The 19,380-nt window shown below is 45.8% G+C and carries 19 protein-coding genes; 9 read left to right on the forward strand and 10 right to left on the reverse strand.

What is annotated here, in order from left to right:
* Positions 1-137: 137 nt before the first annotated feature.
* Entirely contained in the window at positions 138-1,547 is a 1,410-nt protein-coding gene (gene mpl, locus OLMES_RS20200) for a UDP-N-acetylmuramate:L-alanyl-gamma-D-glutamyl-meso-diaminopimelate ligase (protein ID WP_087462925.1), read from the reverse strand.
* Between the two features lie 105 nt (positions 1,548-1,652).
* On the opposite strand from mpl, the gene OLMES_RS20205 reads away from it, so the two are divergent.
* From OLMES_RS20205 to OLMES_RS20235, 7 genes are all read left to right on the forward strand, one after another.
* On the forward strand, positions 1,653-2,915 hold the full coding sequence (locus tag OLMES_RS20205; RefSeq protein ID WP_087462926.1) for a 6-phosphofructokinase: 1,263 nt from the start codon (positions 1,653-1,655) through the stop codon (positions 2,913-2,915).
* Positions 2,916-3,052: 137 nt separating this feature from the next.
* Complete coding sequence (locus OLMES_RS20210) at positions 3,053-3,685, forward strand: glycine zipper 2TM domain-containing protein (RefSeq protein ID WP_232465156.1); 633 nt, start codon at positions 3,053-3,055, stop codon at positions 3,683-3,685.
* 151 nt (positions 3,686-3,836) lie between these two features.
* Positions 3,837-4,172, forward strand: a complete 336-nt coding sequence (locus OLMES_RS20215; RefSeq protein WP_087462927.1) for a PepSY domain-containing protein — start codon at positions 3,837-3,839, stop codon at positions 4,170-4,172.
* A gap of 85 nt (positions 4,173-4,257) precedes the next feature.
* Positions 4,258-4,944, forward strand: coding sequence for a response regulator transcription factor (locus OLMES_RS20220; RefSeq protein ID WP_087462928.1), 687 nt, complete (start codon positions 4,258-4,260; stop codon positions 4,942-4,944).
* 3 nt (positions 4,945-4,947) lie between these two features.
* Entirely contained in the window at positions 4,948-6,303 is a 1,356-nt protein-coding gene (locus tag OLMES_RS20225) for an ATP-binding protein (RefSeq protein ID WP_087462929.1), read from the forward strand.
* 277 nt (positions 6,304-6,580) lie between these two features.
* Complete coding sequence (locus tag OLMES_RS29055; RefSeq protein WP_408635160.1) at positions 6,581-6,742, forward strand: hypothetical protein; 162 nt, start codon at positions 6,581-6,583, stop codon at positions 6,740-6,742.
* A 37-nt stretch (positions 6,743-6,779) separates the two neighbouring features.
* Positions 6,780-7,349 carry a hypothetical protein gene (locus OLMES_RS20235; RefSeq protein WP_087462931.1) on the forward strand — a complete coding sequence of 190 codons (570 nt, stop codon included), beginning with the start codon at positions 6,780-6,782 and terminating at the stop codon, positions 7,347-7,349.
* A 44-nt stretch (positions 7,350-7,393) separates the two neighbouring features.
* Here the strand turns inward: OLMES_RS20235 and OLMES_RS20240 are convergent, their stop codons facing one another.
* From OLMES_RS20240 to OLMES_RS20255, 4 genes are all read right to left on the reverse strand, one after another.
* Positions 7,394-8,467, reverse strand: coding sequence for a lipase secretion chaperone (locus OLMES_RS20240; protein ID WP_087462932.1), 1,074 nt, complete (start codon positions 8,465-8,467; stop codon positions 7,394-7,396).
* 57 nt (positions 8,468-8,524) lie between these two features.
* The gene (locus tag OLMES_RS20245) at positions 8,525-9,496 is read right to left on the reverse strand and encodes an esterase/lipase family protein (protein WP_198343059.1); all 972 of its coding nucleotides are present in this window, start codon (positions 9,494-9,496) and stop codon (positions 8,525-8,527) included.
* A 106-nt stretch (positions 9,497-9,602) separates the two neighbouring features.
* Positions 9,603-10,193: a response regulator transcription factor gene (locus tag OLMES_RS20250; protein WP_087462933.1), complete on the reverse strand. Its 591-nt coding sequence runs from the start codon at positions 10,191-10,193 to the stop codon at positions 9,603-9,605.
* Positions 10,190-11,383: a sensor histidine kinase gene (locus OLMES_RS20255; RefSeq protein ID WP_087462934.1), complete on the reverse strand. Its 1,194-nt coding sequence runs from the start codon at positions 11,381-11,383 to the stop codon at positions 10,190-10,192. The genes OLMES_RS20250 and OLMES_RS20255 overlap by 4 nt, the downstream gene beginning before the upstream one ends.
* A 461-nt stretch (positions 11,384-11,844) precedes the next feature.
* On the opposite strand from OLMES_RS20255, the gene OLMES_RS20260 reads away from it, so the two are divergent.
* Both OLMES_RS20260 and OLMES_RS20265 read left to right on the forward strand, forming a co-directional pair.
* The gene (locus OLMES_RS20260) at positions 11,845-13,041 is read left to right on the forward strand and encodes a sensor histidine kinase (RefSeq protein ID WP_157678420.1); all 1,197 of its coding nucleotides are present in this window, start codon (positions 11,845-11,847) and stop codon (positions 13,039-13,041) included.
* Between the two features lie 4 nt (positions 13,042-13,045).
* Positions 13,046-13,636, forward strand: coding sequence for a response regulator transcription factor (locus tag OLMES_RS20265; RefSeq protein ID WP_087462936.1), 591 nt, complete (start codon positions 13,046-13,048; stop codon positions 13,634-13,636).
* Here OLMES_RS20265 and OLMES_RS20270 read toward each other — a convergent pair.
* The 5 genes from OLMES_RS20270 to OLMES_RS20295 form a co-directional block, all read right to left on the reverse strand.
* Positions 13,631-14,725, reverse strand: a complete 1,095-nt coding sequence (locus OLMES_RS20270) for a lipase secretion chaperone (RefSeq protein WP_157678421.1) — start codon at positions 14,723-14,725, stop codon at positions 13,631-13,633. The genes OLMES_RS20265 and OLMES_RS20270 overlap by 6 nt on opposite strands.
* Before the next feature lie 23 nt (positions 14,726-14,748).
* A complete protein-coding gene (locus OLMES_RS20275; RefSeq protein WP_087462938.1) occupies positions 14,749-15,801 on the reverse strand; it encodes an esterase/lipase family protein in 1,053 nt (350 codons plus the stop codon).
* A gap of 539 nt (positions 15,802-16,340) precedes the next feature.
* On the reverse strand, positions 16,341-17,309 hold the full coding sequence (locus tag OLMES_RS20285; RefSeq protein WP_087462940.1) for a transposase: 969 nt from the start codon (positions 17,307-17,309) through the stop codon (positions 16,341-16,343).
* Between the two features lie 317 nt (positions 17,310-17,626).
* Positions 17,627-18,013, reverse strand: a complete 387-nt coding sequence (locus OLMES_RS20290; RefSeq protein WP_087462941.1) for a DUF4345 family protein — start codon at positions 18,011-18,013, stop codon at positions 17,627-17,629.
* A gap of 405 nt (positions 18,014-18,418) precedes the next feature.
* Positions 18,419-19,024, reverse strand: a complete 606-nt coding sequence (locus OLMES_RS20295; RefSeq protein WP_198343060.1) for a TetR/AcrR family transcriptional regulator — start codon at positions 19,022-19,024, stop codon at positions 18,419-18,421.
* Positions 19,025-19,380 lie beyond the last annotated feature (356 nt).

Genomic DNA, 19,380 nt, shown 5'->3' on the forward strand with positions numbered 1-19,380 from the left:
GGGATCATAACAGGGGTTATTGGTCAGATTGACAGGATACAGCCGCATTTCGGCAAAAATTTCATTTTTCAAGACTCGGTCACAGTCCAGACGGACTGCAACCACAGATAAAGACAATACGACACAGCCGGAGACGATCAGGCCCACTTTGAAATTTGCTGGCTTAGTTTTTCATGGATTCCGCCGAACCCGCCATTGCTCATCACAACAACATGCACTTCTTTTTCCGGATCTTGCTCGCGAAACATTCGAACGGCGTTTTCGGTGAGCGCCAACAGCTCGTCAATATTTTGTCCCAGTTCATGCTGACCGGACTCAACCTGAGCTACCGACTTTTCCAGCCAGCCCAATCCACCCAGATTTGCCCAAATAACATGATCAGCCTGTTCGGCAGAAGGCAATAGAGAGGTTTGATGAACCCCCATTTTCATGGTGTTGGAGCGGGGTTCAATCAAGGCAACGATTCGGCTCTCCCCCACGCGCTTGCGCAAACCGTCCAGCGTGGTCTTTATCGCGGTTGGGTGATGGGCAAAATCATCATAAAGAAACAAACCGCCGGCTTGAGACAATAGCTCCATACGCCGTTTTACCCCGCCGAAAGCACACAATGCCTGCGCCGCAACTTCAGGCATAATCCCGACGTGACACGCTGCCATCATCGCCGCGATACCATTGCTGACATTATGCAAACCGGTCATTCCCCAGCGCACTTCCACTTCATGAGTCTTCGCCATGCAGTCTCCAGTACTGACGAGGAAATGGCTGCCATCCGGTTGCAGCAATTGAGCGTTCCAGTCCCCGCTTTCGCTTTCTGATTCCACAACAAAGGGTTGTTGCTCCGCCCAGCAACCTTTATCCAGAACAGCTTGAATATGCGCATCATGGGCGGGATAAATCACCTGGCCGATCCCGGGAACAGTCCGGACACAATGATGAAACTGGGTTTGAATCGCGTCCAGATCCGGGAAAATATCAGCATGATCAAACTCAACATTATTAATGATCAGCGTTCGTGGCCGATAATGGACAAACTTTGAGCGTTTGTCGAAAAATGCACTGTCGTACTCGTCCGCTTCGACCACAAAGAACGATGATTCCCCCAGTCGAGCCGAGGCTGAAAAGTTTTGCGGTACACCGCCAATCAAAAATCCGGGTGCCATGCCGGCATAGTCCAGAATCCAGGCCAACATGGTGCTGGTGGTTGTTTTACCGTGGGTTCCGGCGACTGCAAGGGTCCAGCGCTCACGAAGAACGTAACGGGCTAGCCATTCCGGGCCCGAAACATAATCCAGCCCCTGATTCAACACATATTCTACTGCAGGATTGCCCCGGGACATGGCGTTGCCAATGACGACCATATCCGGGTGTGGCTGCAAGTGCTTGGGATCATAGCCTTGCATAAGTTTGATTCCCTGGCTCTCGAGCTGAGTACTCATGGGTGGATAGACGCCCTGATCAGACCCGGTTACTTCGAATCCCATTTGTTTAGCCAACACGGCCAGGCTACCCATAAAGGTGCCGCAAATCCCCAGAATGTGTATATGCATTATTGACTCTTTCGTACTATGTTGGTTTGGGTGTGTACTGTTTTTCGACTCGAATTCGCGTATTATGCGCGGCTATTTTTAGTGAACAAGAGGCAAGTTGTGACGATGGCAATCAAAAATGCATTCTATGCTCAGTCCGGCGGTGTTACCGCAGTGATCAATGCAACAGCCTGCGGCCTGATCGAGACCGCCAGAGCTAACGCTGATCGAATCGGAAAAGTATATGCAGGCCATAATGGCATTATTGGCGCGCTACGGGAAGAGCTGATTGATACCAGCCTGGAATCCGATGCGACCATAAGTGCTCTGAAGCACACTCCCGGCGGGGCGTTTGGCTCTTGTCGCTATAAACTGAAGAACATGACTGAAAACAAGCGTGAATACGAGCGATTGATCGAGGTGTTTCAGGCACACGATATCGGTTATTTTTTCTACAACGGTGGTGGCGACTCACAGGATACCGCATACAAAGTCTCCCAACTGAGTGAAAAAATGGGCTATCCCATCACCTGTATTGGTGTGCCCAAAACGGTTGATAACGACCTGCCATTCACAGACAACTGCCCTGGCTTTGGCTCCGTTGCCAAATATGTTGCGGTGTCGATTCGTGAAGCCGGGCTGGACATCGCCTCAATGTGCGCGTCATCAACCAAGGTGTTTGTCCTGGAAGTCATGGGCCGACATGCAGGCTGGATCGCGGCAGCCGGAGGACTGGCAGCCGAACAGGAAGGCCAGCCGCCACACGTGATCATTTTCCCTGAAATCCACTTTGACCGTACCCGCTTTCTAAAGAAAGTAGACGAGAGTGTCAAAAAATATGGCTTCTGCTGTATTGTTGCATCCGAGGGCGCACAGTATGAAGATGGCCGCTTCCTCGCCGATGCCGGCACCACAGATGTGTTTGGTCACACACAATTAGGCGGTGTCGCGCCCATGCTGGCCAATATGATCAAAGAGGCCCTGGGCTATAAATATCACTGGGCGACCTCCGATTACTTGCAACGCTCTGCCCGTCACGTTGCCTCTGCCACCGACGTTGATCACGCTTATGCCGTCGGGAAATCCGCCGTTGAATTCGCTCTGGCCGGTAAAAATGCAGTGATGCCTATCATTGTCCGGAATCCTGGTGAAACCTACAGCTGGAGCATTGGCGAAGCGCCACTGAGTCAGGTGGCAAACCAGGAGAAGAAAATGCCAATCCATTACATCTCGGATGATGGCTTCGGCATTACGGATGAGTGTCGGGAATACCTCATGCCGTTGACACTCGGAGAAAACTACCCGCCCTACAAAAATGGCTTGCCGGATTACGTGCAATTGCAAAACCAGATGGTCGCGAAAAAACTCGATACTGATTTTGAGCTTTAAGTCCCATCGGGCTCGACTGTGCTGATATAAGCCGGATCACTCCAGATCCGGTTTTTTCATCTCCATTCATTCAGGATTCATTCAGTTTGACTTTTGTATGCTGTAACCATAGCAAAACAGAACAAGAGGCTTACGACATGGACAATCTGAAAACAATTTCGACTCATACCGACGAAACAACCAACACGTTACCCGTCATGCGGGCCGAAGCTAAAAGACCCCATAAATACGGTCCTAAGCTGGCCACGACCTTACTGGCGTTCACTTTGGTTACTGCGCCAAGTGCCTGGGCTGGCCATAAAGATCGACATATCACGTACGCCAAAGTGACCAACGTGAAACCAGTGACAGAGACCATCGTAACGCGAGTACCTCACGAAGAATGCTGGACCGAGCGGGTGCGCTACGAGGAACCCGCACGCGATAACCGCTCCTATACCGGCACCATTTTAGGCGGAATTATCGGTGGTGCGGTGGGTCACGCAGTCGGCCATAAAAAACGCAACAAGCAAGTGGGTACTGCCGTGGGTGCGGTACTGGGTGCATCAATCGGTCATGATTTATCCAACCGCCACTACACAAATAATCGGTCTACCACGCACTATCGTGACGAACAGCGTTGTGAGACCTACTATGAGAAAGAATATACTGAAAGCGTAGTGGGTTATGATGTATGGTACCGCTATCACGGCGAAGTGTATCAAACCCGGATGGCGGAGCATCCCGGAAAACGTATCCCGGTGAGAGTTTCTGTGAGCCCTGTTCGTTGATCGATTCCGATTGCGAGCAGCAATCACCGGAAGAAAAAGAATCAAGACGACGAGAGTGACTATGAGGCATCACCTTATTGAGAGGCATCACCTTACTCAGAGGCATCACCTTATTGAGAGCCAACAACTGAGTCAGCCACGACAAAAGACAATGTCAGCCCCCCTGCACGGGGTGCACATCAGGCCACATCTGTATACTCTCCTGATCTTTGTACTCTTTGGCGGTATTGGTGTAAACATCGCTCATAGTGCCCCCCGCAGTCCCGAAACCATTCAGTTTCTCGCTCAGGCAGACCAGGTATCCGAGCGCGAAGCGGCCGATATCGCCAAGGACAACGCGGAAGACAAAATCCTCTTAATCGAGCGAGTTGATCTCGACGGCGTGCCCGGCTACCGGGTTAAAATCCTGAAACGCAATGGCCGCGTCAAGTCCGTGTTCGTCAATGCACAGAATGGCCGAAGAATGTCTTTGGGTAAACGACGTTAACGCGCAAGGCATAGGCATCTGATAACTGCGTTAAAAATCAGCGCAAAAAAACAGCTGAGAAAAAATTGGATGAGTATCGACTGAAATGAAAGTGCTAATAATCGAAGATGACGCCGTGTTACGCCAGCAATTGGAAGAGATTCTGGTCAAGCAGCAATATGCCGTCGACAGCGCCGCCGATGGTGAACAAGGTCTCTACTATGGCCAGGAATACGACTATGACTTGGCGATTATCGATATAGGCCTCCCGAAGATGACAGGCATTGAAGTCATCCAGAAACTGCGATCAGAGCAAAAGCGATACCCCATTCTGATTTTGACCGCCCGCGGCGACTGGACAGACAAAGTGGATGGTCTGGAGGCCGGTGCTGATGATTACCTTGTCAAGCCGTTTCATGTAGAAGAAATGCTGGCCCGTGCTCGCGCGTTAATCCGCCGTTACTCCGGTGCGAGCCAACCACAATTGGAGTTTGGCCCGCTGCAGCTTAATCTGACCGAAAAGTCAGTGATGCTTGAAGGGAAAGCCGTTGAGTTAACGGCTTATGAATACAACACCCTGGAGTATCTGGCGTTAAATCGCTCTAAAGTTATTTCCAAAACGGAACTCACCGAACACCTTTATGCCCAGGATTATGACCGGGACAGCAATGTGATCGAAGTGTTTGTAGGCCGATTGCGTAAAAAACTGAGTACACCGGAATACAACTGTCCGATTGTAACGATTCGGGGTCAGGGGTATCGGTTTTCACCACCCGCTGAAGAATCGGTCTGATCCATGGGTTCCATACGTTCCCGTTTCCTGATTAGCAGCCTGATTCTGATCCCTCTGGTGCTGGGGGCAATGGGGATCGTCCTGTCCAGTATCCACGAGCAAAGCCTCAGGGCCGGTGAAAAAGAAAAGCTAAGGTTACACACCATCAATTTGATGACCACAACAGAATTATCGGGTGGTCAGCTCAGCATGCCCGATTACCTGCAAGACACCGCATTCAACTCACCTGCGTCCGGGCTTTACGCGCTGATTCGTGATAAACAGGGCGAAATCCTCTGGCGCTCTAAATCCACAACCATCTTACCGGGCTATCTTCAGCTCCCTCCCCCTGCTGCTGAAGCAGGCGTTCTCAGTCTGGAAACGCTGGCAAGCCAACACCTTGGTTCTTCATTCGCCAGCATCTGGGAATTTGATGGCCGGGATATCTGGTTGGAGTTTATCGTCGTGAGTGATGCCGCTGAATTCAATCAGGCCGTGAAGACTTACAACCAATCCCTCTGGATTGCCACGGCTGTGATCGCCCTGTGTCTGGTCGCGTTTTTTACATTATCCATCAGTTGGGGCTTACGACCACTCGCCCAGTTAGCCGCAGAAATTCACGAACTGGAACAGGGAAATATCCGGCAACTCGCCCACCAATACCCCAAGGAAATCGACCCGGTCGTACAAAACCTGAATACCCTGCTGGACACTGAAAAAAATCAGCGGGAGCGCTATCGAAATACCCTCGGCAACCTCGCCCACAGCCTGAAAACCCCGCTCACAATCGTCCGCAGTGTCGCCAATGATTTAGCCGAGAAGAACAATGATCCAAGCGCCTTGGAGCAACAAAGAGCATTGCTCTCCGAACAAGTGGAAACCATGAATCGTCTGGTGGAATACCAGTTACAACGGGCCGTAACCTCTTCCGCGCACCACCTGATGGAACGCATCGATATCGCATCCACCCTGAACCGTTTGATCAATGTGATGGACAAAGTCTATATCGATAAAAAGATGACACTCACCCAGGAAGTTGACCCCAGTTTGCGCATCCCGTTTGATGACCGCGACCTCACCGAAGTCATCGGCAATTTACTCGACAACGCCTACAAATACGGTCACAGCAAAATCGCAGTCACCTTGGCGCTGGATGCCAAACAGCAGGTCTGCCTGAAAATAGAAGACGATGGCCCCGGCATCCCCGAAGACCGGCGCAGCACCATCCTGCAACGCGGCACCCGACTCGACACCCAAAACCATGGACAAGGCATCGGATTAGCAGTGGTAGACGACATCATCGATACCTACACTGGTCGATTAACCATTTCCGAATCCAGCTTGGGTGGGGCACTTTTCAGCATCTATTTTAAGTCCTGATAGCGGATAGACACCCAACAGATTGAATATCGCGACCTGGGGTCTGTTAACGTTTCCGGTTTAACTTTCACGCAAAATTTCACACTTACACAAATAAATTAAACTTTTTATCATTTTTTAATTTACATACATTCATGCTTGTATGTAAATTAAACCTACGGACAGATCCTTTCCTAATCAACTAAGAAAAGTGAACCCAACAGGCCTATGGCTCGAAAAACGAAAGAAGAAGCCGAAAAAACCAAATGAAATTCACTCGGATGCGCCAGTCCCCATGATGGCCTCTGCAATATCATCTTACCTGATGGGACTGGCTCAGACCTGGTTATCTCACCCGGAAAGCTATTCCCTCGCTGAACAAGCCGATACGCTGGTTGACTGTTTTTTTAAAGGTTACCTACCCACGTCTATTACAAGTACGTCAGATAATGCTCCCTAAGGACACGCCCCCAATTGAGTCGAGGTCGCTGAATAATATGTTGAAAAAAAAGATGCTGAAAGTTACATCACGATCTGCAATATCAAGCTATCCCCTGCCCCGTTGGTGCCTGGGATTTTTGCTTGTCAGCTTGAGTTTTCAAGCTTTTGCCACGTCCTTGGAAGTCACTTCGAAAACGATCCCTAGAATGACCTACTTGTACAACCCATATGAATTTGCCAAGACCTCACTAGAAACCGACATTAAAAACAAAGCCACTCACCTTGCAACCAACGCCATACGACGCGCCAAAGTCACCCTTGAAGGGCCGTTAACACTGATATTTGATCCAATGCCAACTCCAGATAGCAAATCAATCAGCCTTCAACTCGGCTACCCCATTTCCGGACCGGTCTCACGCCGAGGGCGCTTCAAAATCGAAAAAGTACCGGAATTCAAATGCCTGACGCTTAGACTCGATCCGCAACAACACAACACAGATACAGCCTGGCAACAACTGTATCAAACAGCCCAACAACAAAACCTGGAACTGACCGGAGAAGGCCGAACCGTAATCCGTGAAATCGATGATCGATTGGAAATGGAATTACAACTGGGGATTCAATAGCTTGGATGGATTCAGGATTTATGCAAAAGGAAGTGCATTCTGCTCTATGAATTCTCGATCCTATCAATACGAACAACCTCCCGAATCTCCCTATCAGAAAAGTGAGTTTTACGAAGATTTTCAATGGCTCGGCTCAATTCTCTATCGGTTAAGGACTGATCGGAAGAAAGTACTTTCTTTGCATTACTGTAAGCGTCATAACGTGTTCGCCAATTATCCGATGCTGCTTCCGCGTCTTGAATTCTAAGTGCAGCTTTATGGCCATAAACATCGGCTCTAAGGTGGTAAATCAAGTCTTTATCAGCACCTTGTTCCCTGGCATAATTTACTTCCACCTCCACTTGCTTGAACTGCTCAATACGATTCAATTTTTCCTGATAATCCCTAGGTAATGAACGTTGAAGTTCAGTGAGCTGTTGTTGTTTTTCATAATCAGAAAATGCAGGATTAGTCTCTATCACTTTTTTACCAATATAATATCGGTCACGCAATTCTTCTTGTTCAAAAAAAGCAACGGCCACCTCTTCTCCCAAAAACTCTCTGCGACTCTCCTGCAATTCCATTAGGTGATCATAGATGGATTGAAAATCAGAATGTTCAAATTTAAATTGGCCGGAGGAATGAATACCCTGAGGTTTATTTTCTTCATAGGCAATAAAACGATCATATAACGCCATAAGCTGTGTTCTAGCGGTTGCAGACAACTCCAAAGTAGCTAAAGAAATTACTTCTTCTCGTATGCTTTCTAACGATTGTTCACCAAGGGTGCTAAGAAAATATTCAAATACAAATCTTACATTCTGATCGACAATCAGTTCTCCATTCGAGTCCATTGCTAACTGGCCCGCAATTGAAGAACCTGTCAGGGATCCATGGACTTGGTATTCTCTAACCGGGATAGCCAAGTTACTGGATTCTTTAAGTCGATTAGTAGACAAAGTATCATCTACATTCGACTCAACAAACGTTATATCTTCGTCAGCCGAAGTGATACCAGTATCGATTGGCTGGTAGTTTCTTTTTGGAACCTGTTGCTTAAACCAGTAAGTGCTTGCCATACCCAGCATTATCAACAAACACAGTAGCGCAATGGGTATAAAATATGGTCTGTAGTTCATCTAATGCATTCCTACTATCAACCGGGGGCATCTTCATGCCCCCAGTTTAAACAATCGTTATAGTCCTTGATTCTTCAATCGATTAACTTGAGTCTTATAAAGAGTGACAGGATTAGGGGAGAAAATTGCTCTTAAACCGAATAACTGATTGACGGTATCAAAGTGATCCAACTTGTAGTCATTGCGAATCACTTTACCCAGGTGACTACTACATACCGTTACCAGGCCATCATTTACCTCTCCATTAGCCAGCGCTAGAGAAAGAGCTTTATCTAAATATGAAAATGGATCAAGAAAGTTTGTGAAATCCCGATTACCAGTCCACGAGTAGAAGTAGATCCCATTATCAACGAGTGGTCCTTCACCACAATACTCCTCTGGCAGACCAGCTGGATAGTTATCATTGAATGTAGAATCTGTCATCCAACCTCCCGCTTCTACTGAAATGAAAGCGCGTCCATCCATATCATAACCGGCGCCAGTCATGTAATCGATGAAATAACCAAATGTCTCACCAGTAGAAAGTATGAGATCCATCAAAGTGGATTCCATATCTACGTAATTTGCAAAATTACTGACAATACTCCCATGGTTCGGCCCAGACACGGAAGTAACTGATGCCACCAACTCTGGCGCCTCACCAGCAACATAGCGGGCATCAAGCGTTCCCTGGCTATGGGCAATCAAATTCACCTTTTCAGCCCCCGAAATAGCTAAAATACAGCGTACTTTCTTGAGTAATTGGTCGCCTCTCACCAAACTTGAGTTCATTGCCGCTTGTTGTGTGACATAAACAGTAGCGCCGTTATCGGTCAGCTTATCAATAATACCGTACCAATAATCAACGCCAAGCAACTCGTCAAAACCAAACCAACCATGAGCCATCACAATTGGATATTTTGTTTTATTGTAAGTTCCAGAGTTAGGTGCTGGCTCATGAATTGATATATTGGAACAATCCATCTCAAATGCGTGTGACTGGGCGGCAAACAACACAGCTAACCCGGCCAAAATTTTTCTTATGCTCATTACTCTATCTTCCCGGTTTCAAAAGAATTGTTAACAGAGTGTGTAATAAGCCAGATTATTAGGAGGCAAAATAGTGACTAAAGTCACTTGTAAGAAAAAGTGTGACCTACGCCAAACCTAAAGATTTAAGTCTAACAATTGCTTCTGCACGGTTTCGTACATCTAGTTTATTAAATAAATTCGAAGTGTAATTTTTTACTGTCCCTAAACTCAAGCATTGTGCATCAGCAATTTCCTGATTGGTTTTCCCAGCAACCAACGCTCTGGCAATTTCATTTTCTCTCGAAGTAAGACGCTCATGAGAAGCAGCCTGAGATCCCGAGATCAGAACTTCTCCGTTTGATACCCGCGCAATCGTGTTTATCAATACTTGTACATCAACATTTTTTAATAACCAACCTTGCGCACCATTTTTTGCGACTTGTCGGCACAGGAAAGGATCCTCAAACGTAGTCAAAAAAATAACGGGAATGCTATGCTCTTTTCGAATAGCCTTTAAAGTTTCTAAGCCATTTAGGTCAGGCATCTGGACATCTAATAAAATCACATCAGGAAGCACACCATCTGAAAGCTGTTCCAAACATTGCCTACCACTTTCTGCCGTTGCTAATACATCCACTTTTCCAGATAGTTTGAGTAATGTAGCGATACCTTGTAAAACAATCGTTTGATCATCAACGACCATTACCGTCTTCACTTCTGATCTCCATTTGGTATGGTTAGTTGGAGTTTAAATCCCCGATCCTGCTTTACTTCATAAGAAGCATTTCCCTCGATCAAAGCCAATCTCTCCTGCATCCCTGTCAGTCCATTGCCTGAATTAACCGACTGTGCCAGGCTACCGTTATCCACTACCTCGGCAACAAGCATTTCACCTGCGTGAAATAACCGGATCCACACTTTATCCGCATTACTATGCTTTAAAACATTGGTTATTCCCTCTTGAATACAGCAAAGCAACTGTTCGGACTTATGTTGGTCTTTAATCCTTAAGTCGGGGTCGCAGTCTATATCAATATTCAATTTTGGAACTTTATCCACAATTTGAAGCAAGGAATCATAAAAGTATTCAAAGGTCTGCTGCTTTAATTCATCTACAACATGCCCAAGGGTGAGATAGGCCTTTTGCGCGGCACTTTTCGCATTGTTTAGAGAGTCATTAGGCGTTTCACTATCGGATTCGCTTAAAAGCGCTTGTTCGCAAATTTGCAAATTTATATTAATCGCGGCAAGCTCGTGGCCCATTTTATCGTGGAGATCTCTACGAATCTGGCTACGTTCCTCCCTGCGACTTGACTCAGCTAATTGCGCCTGAGCCATTTTCAACTGGGCTTGGCTAACTTTTAACCGCTTAGTTTCATTAATCTCATTAAATAGGCCATACCCTAATGACCAAAGCACAAGTTGTTGGGTAAGTATATAAGCACCAATGTAGAATCTGTCAGGGTGATCAATTTGCAGGGTATAAAGCAAGGCAACCAATACGATTGAAGGCACTCCAATAAATGTAGAAAACCTGATGAACTGAACAGACAAGATAATTATCATGAACGATAACAATATCTGGTCCAGCGGACCAATATCCATCCAGTGGTTTATAAGAAATGCTGATCCATGGGAAGCAAAGAGCAACGACCAGCACACCCAGTCATCATCCTTTGTTAACCAGCTCACCCTGTTTATTAATATATTGTGCAATAACCAAATAGCATTGGCTAAGAAGAATACACCATTGGCGACACCCAAAAAAAGAAGCGGTAATGCTGTCTCAGAGTTATCTTGAGAAGCGAGGATATAAACTCTACTAAAGGCAATAAACCAGGCAATCGACCCCAGCCCCCCTAAAATTGAGGCTCGAGCAACCACTGTCAGTTTCAATTTTGGCATTAAGACTAAGCCCCTAAAGTAACTGTCTGATCAGCTAACAGGAAACGAAATGGTAATAAGGGGTATTGGCTAAAGATACCAAGCGATCTCGTGGTCGGTAAAGTCATGGCAAAATCCTTTTTGCTTCGAAAGGTGAGTTTGCTGAACGATATTATGGGGAAGTCATACTGTCAATTCGTCGTGATTAAATTTTACTGGCCGTGCCTGTCCCTGCTGCAGCTGTACAGGCTTAATGTCTCTAGCAGAAGCGCGCGTTAGGGCGATACTGCCTTGGGATGCCAACTTGTTATGTTGCTGATACATTACGGCTTTGAATTTGCTCGGCGATAGGATATTTGAATTACTGGCGATTCAGAGAGTTAGCAGGCATTAGGTGGTGTCATAATTCAATATGGTACAATTGCGCATTAATTTGTATGGTGATTCAGACTCTTATCGCATAAAACAGGTTAATGGTATCAATGGACGTGGCATCTAATACTGATTTCAATCCGGTCAAAGCTCCTCCCGTGGTTTGGCGCGTTATCTTGCTGTTAGTAGCGGGATTTGTCGGATGGGGGGTCGTCGTAAGTGAGTTTTTAGGGTATAGCGGACCTCGCTCTGATGTTTATTTATTAACGGTTTCCTTTTCTTTCTTGCATCTAGTGCTACTTACCTTGGCCACGCTACGATTTAGCAATAAATTTAAAGGCGTCGATCCTCATCAACTTTCTGAATTAAAGTATAAGCCTTCCACTTGGTTTTATGTAATTGCGGTTTATATCAACGCGCTCGCCTTGATTTACAGCGCATCGTTGCTGAACGCGAATTTATATGTGCTTTCCTTTATTTTGCTAAGTGGTGCGGCAATTATCGCTATTCTTCCTATTGTAGCGGTGCTGTTTATCACTGTTTTTTCGTCATTGATATTCTATGTCATTACCCCTGAAACGTTCTCAGGGAGTTATGTCTTCTTTGTTTTGATTCAACAGCTTATGTTGGTTGTTCTGACGCTTTCTGCGCTCAAAGAGCAAAAAAAGGGGGAGTTACTAGCCAGAAGTCACCAAGAATTGTTTGCCACTCAATTGCTGTTAGAAGAAACGGCACGTAAAAACGAGCGTCGAAAACTTTCGTTTGATCTTCATGACCAGATGGGACATACCCTGACGGCGGTTAATTGGAATTTGCAATATCTACAACATACGCTTGATGGGGAGCTGCTGAAGAAGGCCGAGGACACACTCGATCTGGTGACTAATCTATCAAAAACACTGCGTGAGCTGGTCAGCGAGATGAGAGAAAAATCTCAGGTAGACGTAAAACATGCCATTGAGCAGCTTGTAAATGTTACCCCGGGTCTTGAAATCAAATTAAATATCGATCAGTCGTTTGATTATTCTCTCGTTTTAGCCGAAGTGATTTTTCGCTGTTGCCAGGAAGCAATTACGAATGTTTTGCGTCATGCTAAAGCAACGCTGATGACAATATCTATTTCTGATAGTCATGATTTCATTGTCATGGTTATTGCAGACAACGGTGTTGGTATGAGCGATGCGCTCCCTGGCAATGGATTAACAGGAATGAAAGAGAGAATTGAACAGCTGAATGGTAGCTTCGAAATGCGGGAAAGTAGGGCGTCAGGCGTTTGTTTGTATATTACATTGCCGGTGAGTTGTTAGTTAGATGATTAATGTGTTACTGGTTGATGACCAGCATATTGTTCGTCAGGGGATCGCTTCTTTGCTGAATTTGTCTGATGAAGTTTTGGTGCTTGCCGAAGCGGAGAGTGGCGAGGCTGCTTTAACGTTTCTGGCGAAAGCTGTACCGGATATTGTGCTAATGGATATTCGTATGCCTGGGATGAACGGTGTTGAAACGCTCATAGAAATGCGAGAAAGGAATATTCATTGCCCGACAATATTATTAACTTCTTTTGAAGATACCGATTTGGTTCAAAAAGGATTAGCGGTGGGGGCTGTAGCGAGCCTTTTGAAGGATGTAACCATTGATGAGCTGCTTCGTGTGATAAAAACGTATGCTTCAAATGGCCAGAAAATTAGGGCGAAGGAGTCACCAGATAACAACTTTAACACGTTAACTCCCCGTGAAAGCCAGGTACTTAGGTTAATTTCCCAAGGGTTGTGCAATAAAGAAATTGCCACTCAGTTGGGGCTTAGTACAGGTACGGTCAAAAACCATACCTCAAATATTTTTAGTAAGCTCGGTGTTCGTGATCGTATTCAAGCAGCGTTGAAATATAATCACCATTCATGAGTTTTGTTTAATTCGAGCGATATGATCCAGCGCCTCCATGCGTTTGATGTCTGCCTGACTTAATCCCATGGTATTACGCATCAGGTGATTGATCGCCGCTTTTTTGTCGGCATCGGTCATGCCAGAATGACTTTCAATGATAGCCTTCTCGGCAAGATACTGAAGCCGCTTCTTTTCCCATTGTTTTTTTCGTTCATCAATCAGTGCTAGCCTATCTGCAGCGGCAGAGCCAACCAAATCAACCCGTTTTTGATAAATTTCTTCCTCACTGGCATTTGAACTTCTTAGTGACTTTTCTACGTGCTTGAGATTCATTGCGGAAAAAGATTTTTGTCTTTGCTCATACTGTTGCAGGGGGATCGTCTGTTCTAGCGCTGAAATACGTTGGCGCTTTTGATCGTTATTCAGGTTTGGATCACTGCTTACTTTTAGTATGGCCAAAGAGAGGTCGTCATAGGCGATATCTTCGCCAAACAGTGCCTCGGTTTCGGTGGTGGTGAAGACGTTATCTCTCACGGTTTGTCGAAGTGCTAGTAATTCTTCAACGGTTGAAAGCCCTTGGTGATTATCCCATGGGAAGTAAGGCTGTTCTTCCGGTAGGTTATTCTTATAAGCCATCAGTCGGTCATGGTAATCGATATATTTATCTAGCAGCATCAAAGCTTCACTTTGTGCAGGTTCGCTGAGGCGGTCCTTAATATAATGCGTAATTCGCAATGCTATCTGAGCTTGAGTCTCTTCCCCTCTAGCGGTGAAAAAATAATCAAACACATGACGTACACTTTGATTCAATATTAAGTGTCCATTGCTGTCTTGCTCAAGAGACCCTGTCACTTGTGTATTAATAAGCGAGTGGGGGAGTGATTTTAAGTCGAACGACTTATGGACTCCATTGCGTTTCAATTCCTCCTTCTTAACAAGGGCAGATTGTTTTTCCGAGGTATAAGAAGGCGTTTCTGCATATGGTTGTGTTGATCGGACAGCTTGGCTCTCCACATCTGATACGTGCGACCAGGTGTGGATGCCAATGGCACATAATCCACTTATTAGTCCTAATAATAGGACTATATACCGATGTTTAAGTGTCATTTGCATACCCTGCTGAGCCTGGATTATAGATTATCTGCGCGTAGACGACTGACATGAGAGGCGTAAATAGCAGGAATCGAGACGCCATTAAACCAGGGTATTCCCGCAATTTGGTTAATGGCATCAAAATGTGTTGCTGTGTAGTCTAGTCTGATAACTTTACCAAGAGCGTGGCCACAGGTTGGCATAAATCCATCCCACTCGTAATTGTCTGGGTCCGCGACGGACCACTGTACGAAATATTTAACGAAGTAGCGGGAGAACAGGTCGAAGAGTTCCGTATTGGTGGTCGTTTCTTCATTGCCTCCCCACGAGTAAAAACGGATGGTATGTGGCCCGTTATCATCATAAAGTGTGACCAAATGATCGCCATAGTGGTTTGCGGCTACTTCACCGGTCGTACCATTATTAATGGCCATACAATCTTGTTTGGGTAAGCCTGCGGGGTATTGTTGATTGAACTCGGCAACAGCTTCAGGCGTTGTTGCATGGCCCATCGTCACAAAAGATTGGTTGAGAGGGCGAGTTTCACTATTAAACTCTCCATCACGGGAAGGGGTAGAAATTATTTCAAGGAAGTTAAAGGCCCAGTTAGGGAAAAAAGACAATATGTTTTCAAGAACATCATTCTCTCCGGGTACGGCTGCCAACAATCCGGAAGCGTAATGCAGTCCCTTGTTTAAACCGTGTACACTGGTGATAGATGCAATCTGTCCGGGGATGATATATGCGGCATAGCGAGACGCCAGCGCTCCCTGGCTATGGGCGATCAAGTTAGCTTTTGGCGCGTCTGCAATGGCGAGAACCTTTTGTATATCATCAACCAACTCTTCTCCCCGGGTAAAGTTATCGCTCAATGAGCTTAGGTTGACGACATAAACATCGGCCCCTTCTTTTATAAGACGAGAACGAATGCCATACCAGTAGTCGTATCCCAGCACACTATCAAAACAAAAGGCACCGCAAACCAGAATGATTGGATATTTCAATGATTTGGACGTATTGGCTGAAGCGGTGGATATCCCCTGAAGCAGAAACCCAGAAAACAGTATGGACAGTATTATTCTTTTAAACATTGCGGCCCTCTCCTTAGTGATAGTGTGTGTGAGTGCTTTTATCACTCTATCCTGTTGATAATAATATGAAGGAGTTATTTTATTTGTGCGGACAAATCGGGCAGAAGTGACAAAAGTCATGGGTCGCCATTGCAAAGTTGATTGTCAATTTGATATTTGTTGGATGCAGTCATGTATTAAGCCTCGTCTGCACTTTTTTTTCACGGACTACCCAAAATTTAAAAAAGTCAGAATTGAATTATTTTTGGAGGGTGGCAAAGATTCGTAACAGGCTGATGACGACGAAGAAAGAAGAAAGGGGTATGAACTCCAGACAATGAACTCCAGAGGACAGACACTGCTAAAATTCCATAAGCCAATACAAAATATATTCTCAAAACACTGAACTCTACAGGTGAAATAATGGTGAATTTGCCGTCCTGATGATTAAAAGTATAGAATTTTGAGTAATTTCAGGGCGATCAACATTTCGAAGACAAAAGCGACTCCTCGCTTGATAAAAAACGAGTCAGGACAGCAGTTTTAAAGGGTGGGAATACTTAGGCTGCGATGGACTTGAGCTTTCGCCGTGAATACTGCCGCTCGTATATCGCTTCAAATTGCGTTGATCGAGTTAACCAATCATGATTGCTCAAGCCTAATCGACAAAGTATGGACGGAAGGTGTTCTGGTGTACTGCCCCGCTTCGAGGGATGCACAGCTCGTCCGGTATAATCCACTAAGTGCAGGTAATCTTGCCAAGTAAAAGGCAAGCCCACTTGAACAGACCCCTTAATCGTTTCTTCGAAGTGAAGCAAGGGTTTGATCGATAAATTAAAACTGAATAAGGCCCCTTCCGAAATTTGGTTCTGTATTGCCTTTGCAGGATCAAATGCCGGACGTGCCCGTTCTTTCAGACTGGTGTGATCAGCTTCCTCGGGTGTATCCGCCATATTCGCCCGCACTGGATTGAGATCGACATAGGCCATGCAACTCAACAACGCCTCTTTCGTTAACAAGGCCTGCGACCGAAAGCGCCCTTCCCAGAAATGCCCTGTACAATCATCTTCTCGATTGGCCATGCGAGCAATGGGTTCATTGAGGCATTTCATAAACCAGCTCAGATCTGTGAGCCTTTTCCGATAGAGTTTAACCAGCGTTCCTAACGTGTTCTTCTCCGCAGTATCCAGCCTGTCGCCACGGAGATATTTCCGTACAATCAAAGGCCCCTTGAACACTGAACACCAGCGTGCAAGTACATCATCCTGCGACCAATCCAGAGCTTCATCCGGATTCAACTTGATCACGAGATGATAGTGATTGGACATTACAGCATAAGCACAAATATCAACGGTGAAAAGCGATGATAGCAAGCGGATACGGTCTTCGATCCACTGCCTCCGGTGTTCAAAACTCTGACCGGTTTGATGATCCGTGCCGCAAAGGAATGTGCGACGCACGCAACGGGAAACGATATGGTAATAAGGGGTATCGGCTAAAGATACCAAGCGATCTCGGGGTACAGTCATGGCAAAATCCTTTTTGCTGCGAATGATGGGTTGGCTTGAAGATATTATGAGGAAGCCACACTGTCAATTCGGAGTGGTTAAATTTGTGATGGCAGTGCCGATGGCAGTGCCTGTCCTAGCCTGTGATGGCAGTGCCTGTCCTAGCCCATCATCAAGAATGGCGGAATGGCGGTACATTTTGCATAAGCGCCCCCGTAGTGCAATTAAACTACATTCAAAATAATATAGAATTTACCGAACCTCGGACAGACACTGCCCAAACTGAGTGGTTAAATATGTAATGGCCGTGCCTATCCCTGTTTATACAATTTGTTATCTCAAGCCTCTCTCTGGATGCTCCCAAAATATAATAAGCCTGAGATTAAAAACATGGTAATTAATTCTATGACAAGGAATGTCACTTGAATATTGTTTATTTCTTGTTCTACAGCATAACCTATTGCACGCCCCATGAATAGCGAGGCAATAACTGCCAGTACACAAACCAGACCCGCTTTTATATTGTTTTTTAAACAATAGATTAGATAAATCCCTATACCTAAGATAAGCCCACCATATGCTCCCATAAATTCCATAAGCGCTCCTTGACGATTGAACTTATAACCAAGTTGGAATGCAAACCAATCAGGAAAGAAAAATGCCGGAATGCTAAACAGGAAAAAGCAGGCGACATAAAATATAAGTGTGTATTTTTGAATTTTCATCTCTATATCCTTTTATAAAAAAATAAAGGATATAGAAGGCTCTAAAAAATTCGATTACCTCCGAGGTAACGCAAGAAGTAACGAGACTGTAGAAAAAACCTAACGCCTCTTTCAGGTGACGCGCCGCGCAAACCTCGGACAGACACCGCCCAAACCCGACAGACACCGCCCCGCCCAAACCAGATACTATGCAGGATAGGCATAGCTCTTCTCAGCATTTGCTTCTTTGAGAGTTACCAACCACCTCAAATCCGGTTGGTAGTTATCCAAGTCGAACCGGGTATTCCTTTCCCTCTCAGCCTGAACCAGATCCTAAATTGTATAGCCTGCTGGATACTTCATCATTTATTTGTGTGGTGCCTGTCCAATTCAAAAATCGTGTCCAATTCAAAAATCGATAACGCCTTAGGCTTTTATTCCGGTATACAAAAGACTCAGCGATTTATCCAACTGTACTTCTGCCAGATCTTGGTCTGTACAGGCAAAGCGGTCATCGATTATCAGGCTTGCCAGTCCATGTACCAGTGCCCAGGCGGAGTTTGCGTAGACTAAGGGGTCTTCCTGACGAAATTCACCAGAATCTATGCCCTGCGAGACGATGTCGACCATGGATGAAAAGGACCGGCTGCCTGCGTCCCGCAGGAGTTCATGGTCTGAATTTGCCGGGATCATGGGGCCGAACATAAGCTTGTATAAGTCGGCATTTTTACGGGCAAAACACACGTAGGCCCGCCCCGCTGCAACCAGTTTTTCCGCACTATTTTTACAGGACTCAGTTGCCTCCATTACTGCGTAATAAAGGAGATCGAAGCCTTCCGCTGCGAGTGAGGCCAATAAATCGGTTTTGTCTTGAAAATGGCGATAAGGTGCGGTTTGCGATACCCCGACATCGCGAGCCAATGCTCTCAGGCTGATTTTGTCTGGGCCACACTCCCGTAGATGCAGACGTGCCTGGGCCAGAATGGCCTTGCGCAAATTGCCATGATGATAGGGTTGATGTACTACTGTCATTACTTTATTAATTCCTCTTACCTTGGTGCCCCAAACCGGGGTCAAGCGCCCCATATTGTAATCGCATTAGCGCCTCTCCTCCAAAAAACTCCCATTAAAGAGCTCTGTTTTCTCCAGTTCCGCACAAAATATATGCACTTAGCACTCAACAGCAATTACAGCACCAGTATTCTTATTTTAGTTCGAAGCAGCTTTCATACCGCTGCGAATGTGTTTTTTTATGTCTCTTGTTTTATAACTCGAAGTGGCGCGAGCTTAACTCACCGTCACGGTACCGTATCTATCTGAAACCAAGGGTATGCAGCAAGTAATACAGAGTTCTATCCCGTAACTTCCGTAACTTCCGTAACTTCCGT

The organism is Oleiphilus messinensis (genome assembly GCF_002162375.1).
Taxonomy (GTDB): domain Bacteria; phylum Pseudomonadota; class Gammaproteobacteria; order Pseudomonadales; family Oleiphilaceae; genus Oleiphilus; species Oleiphilus messinensis.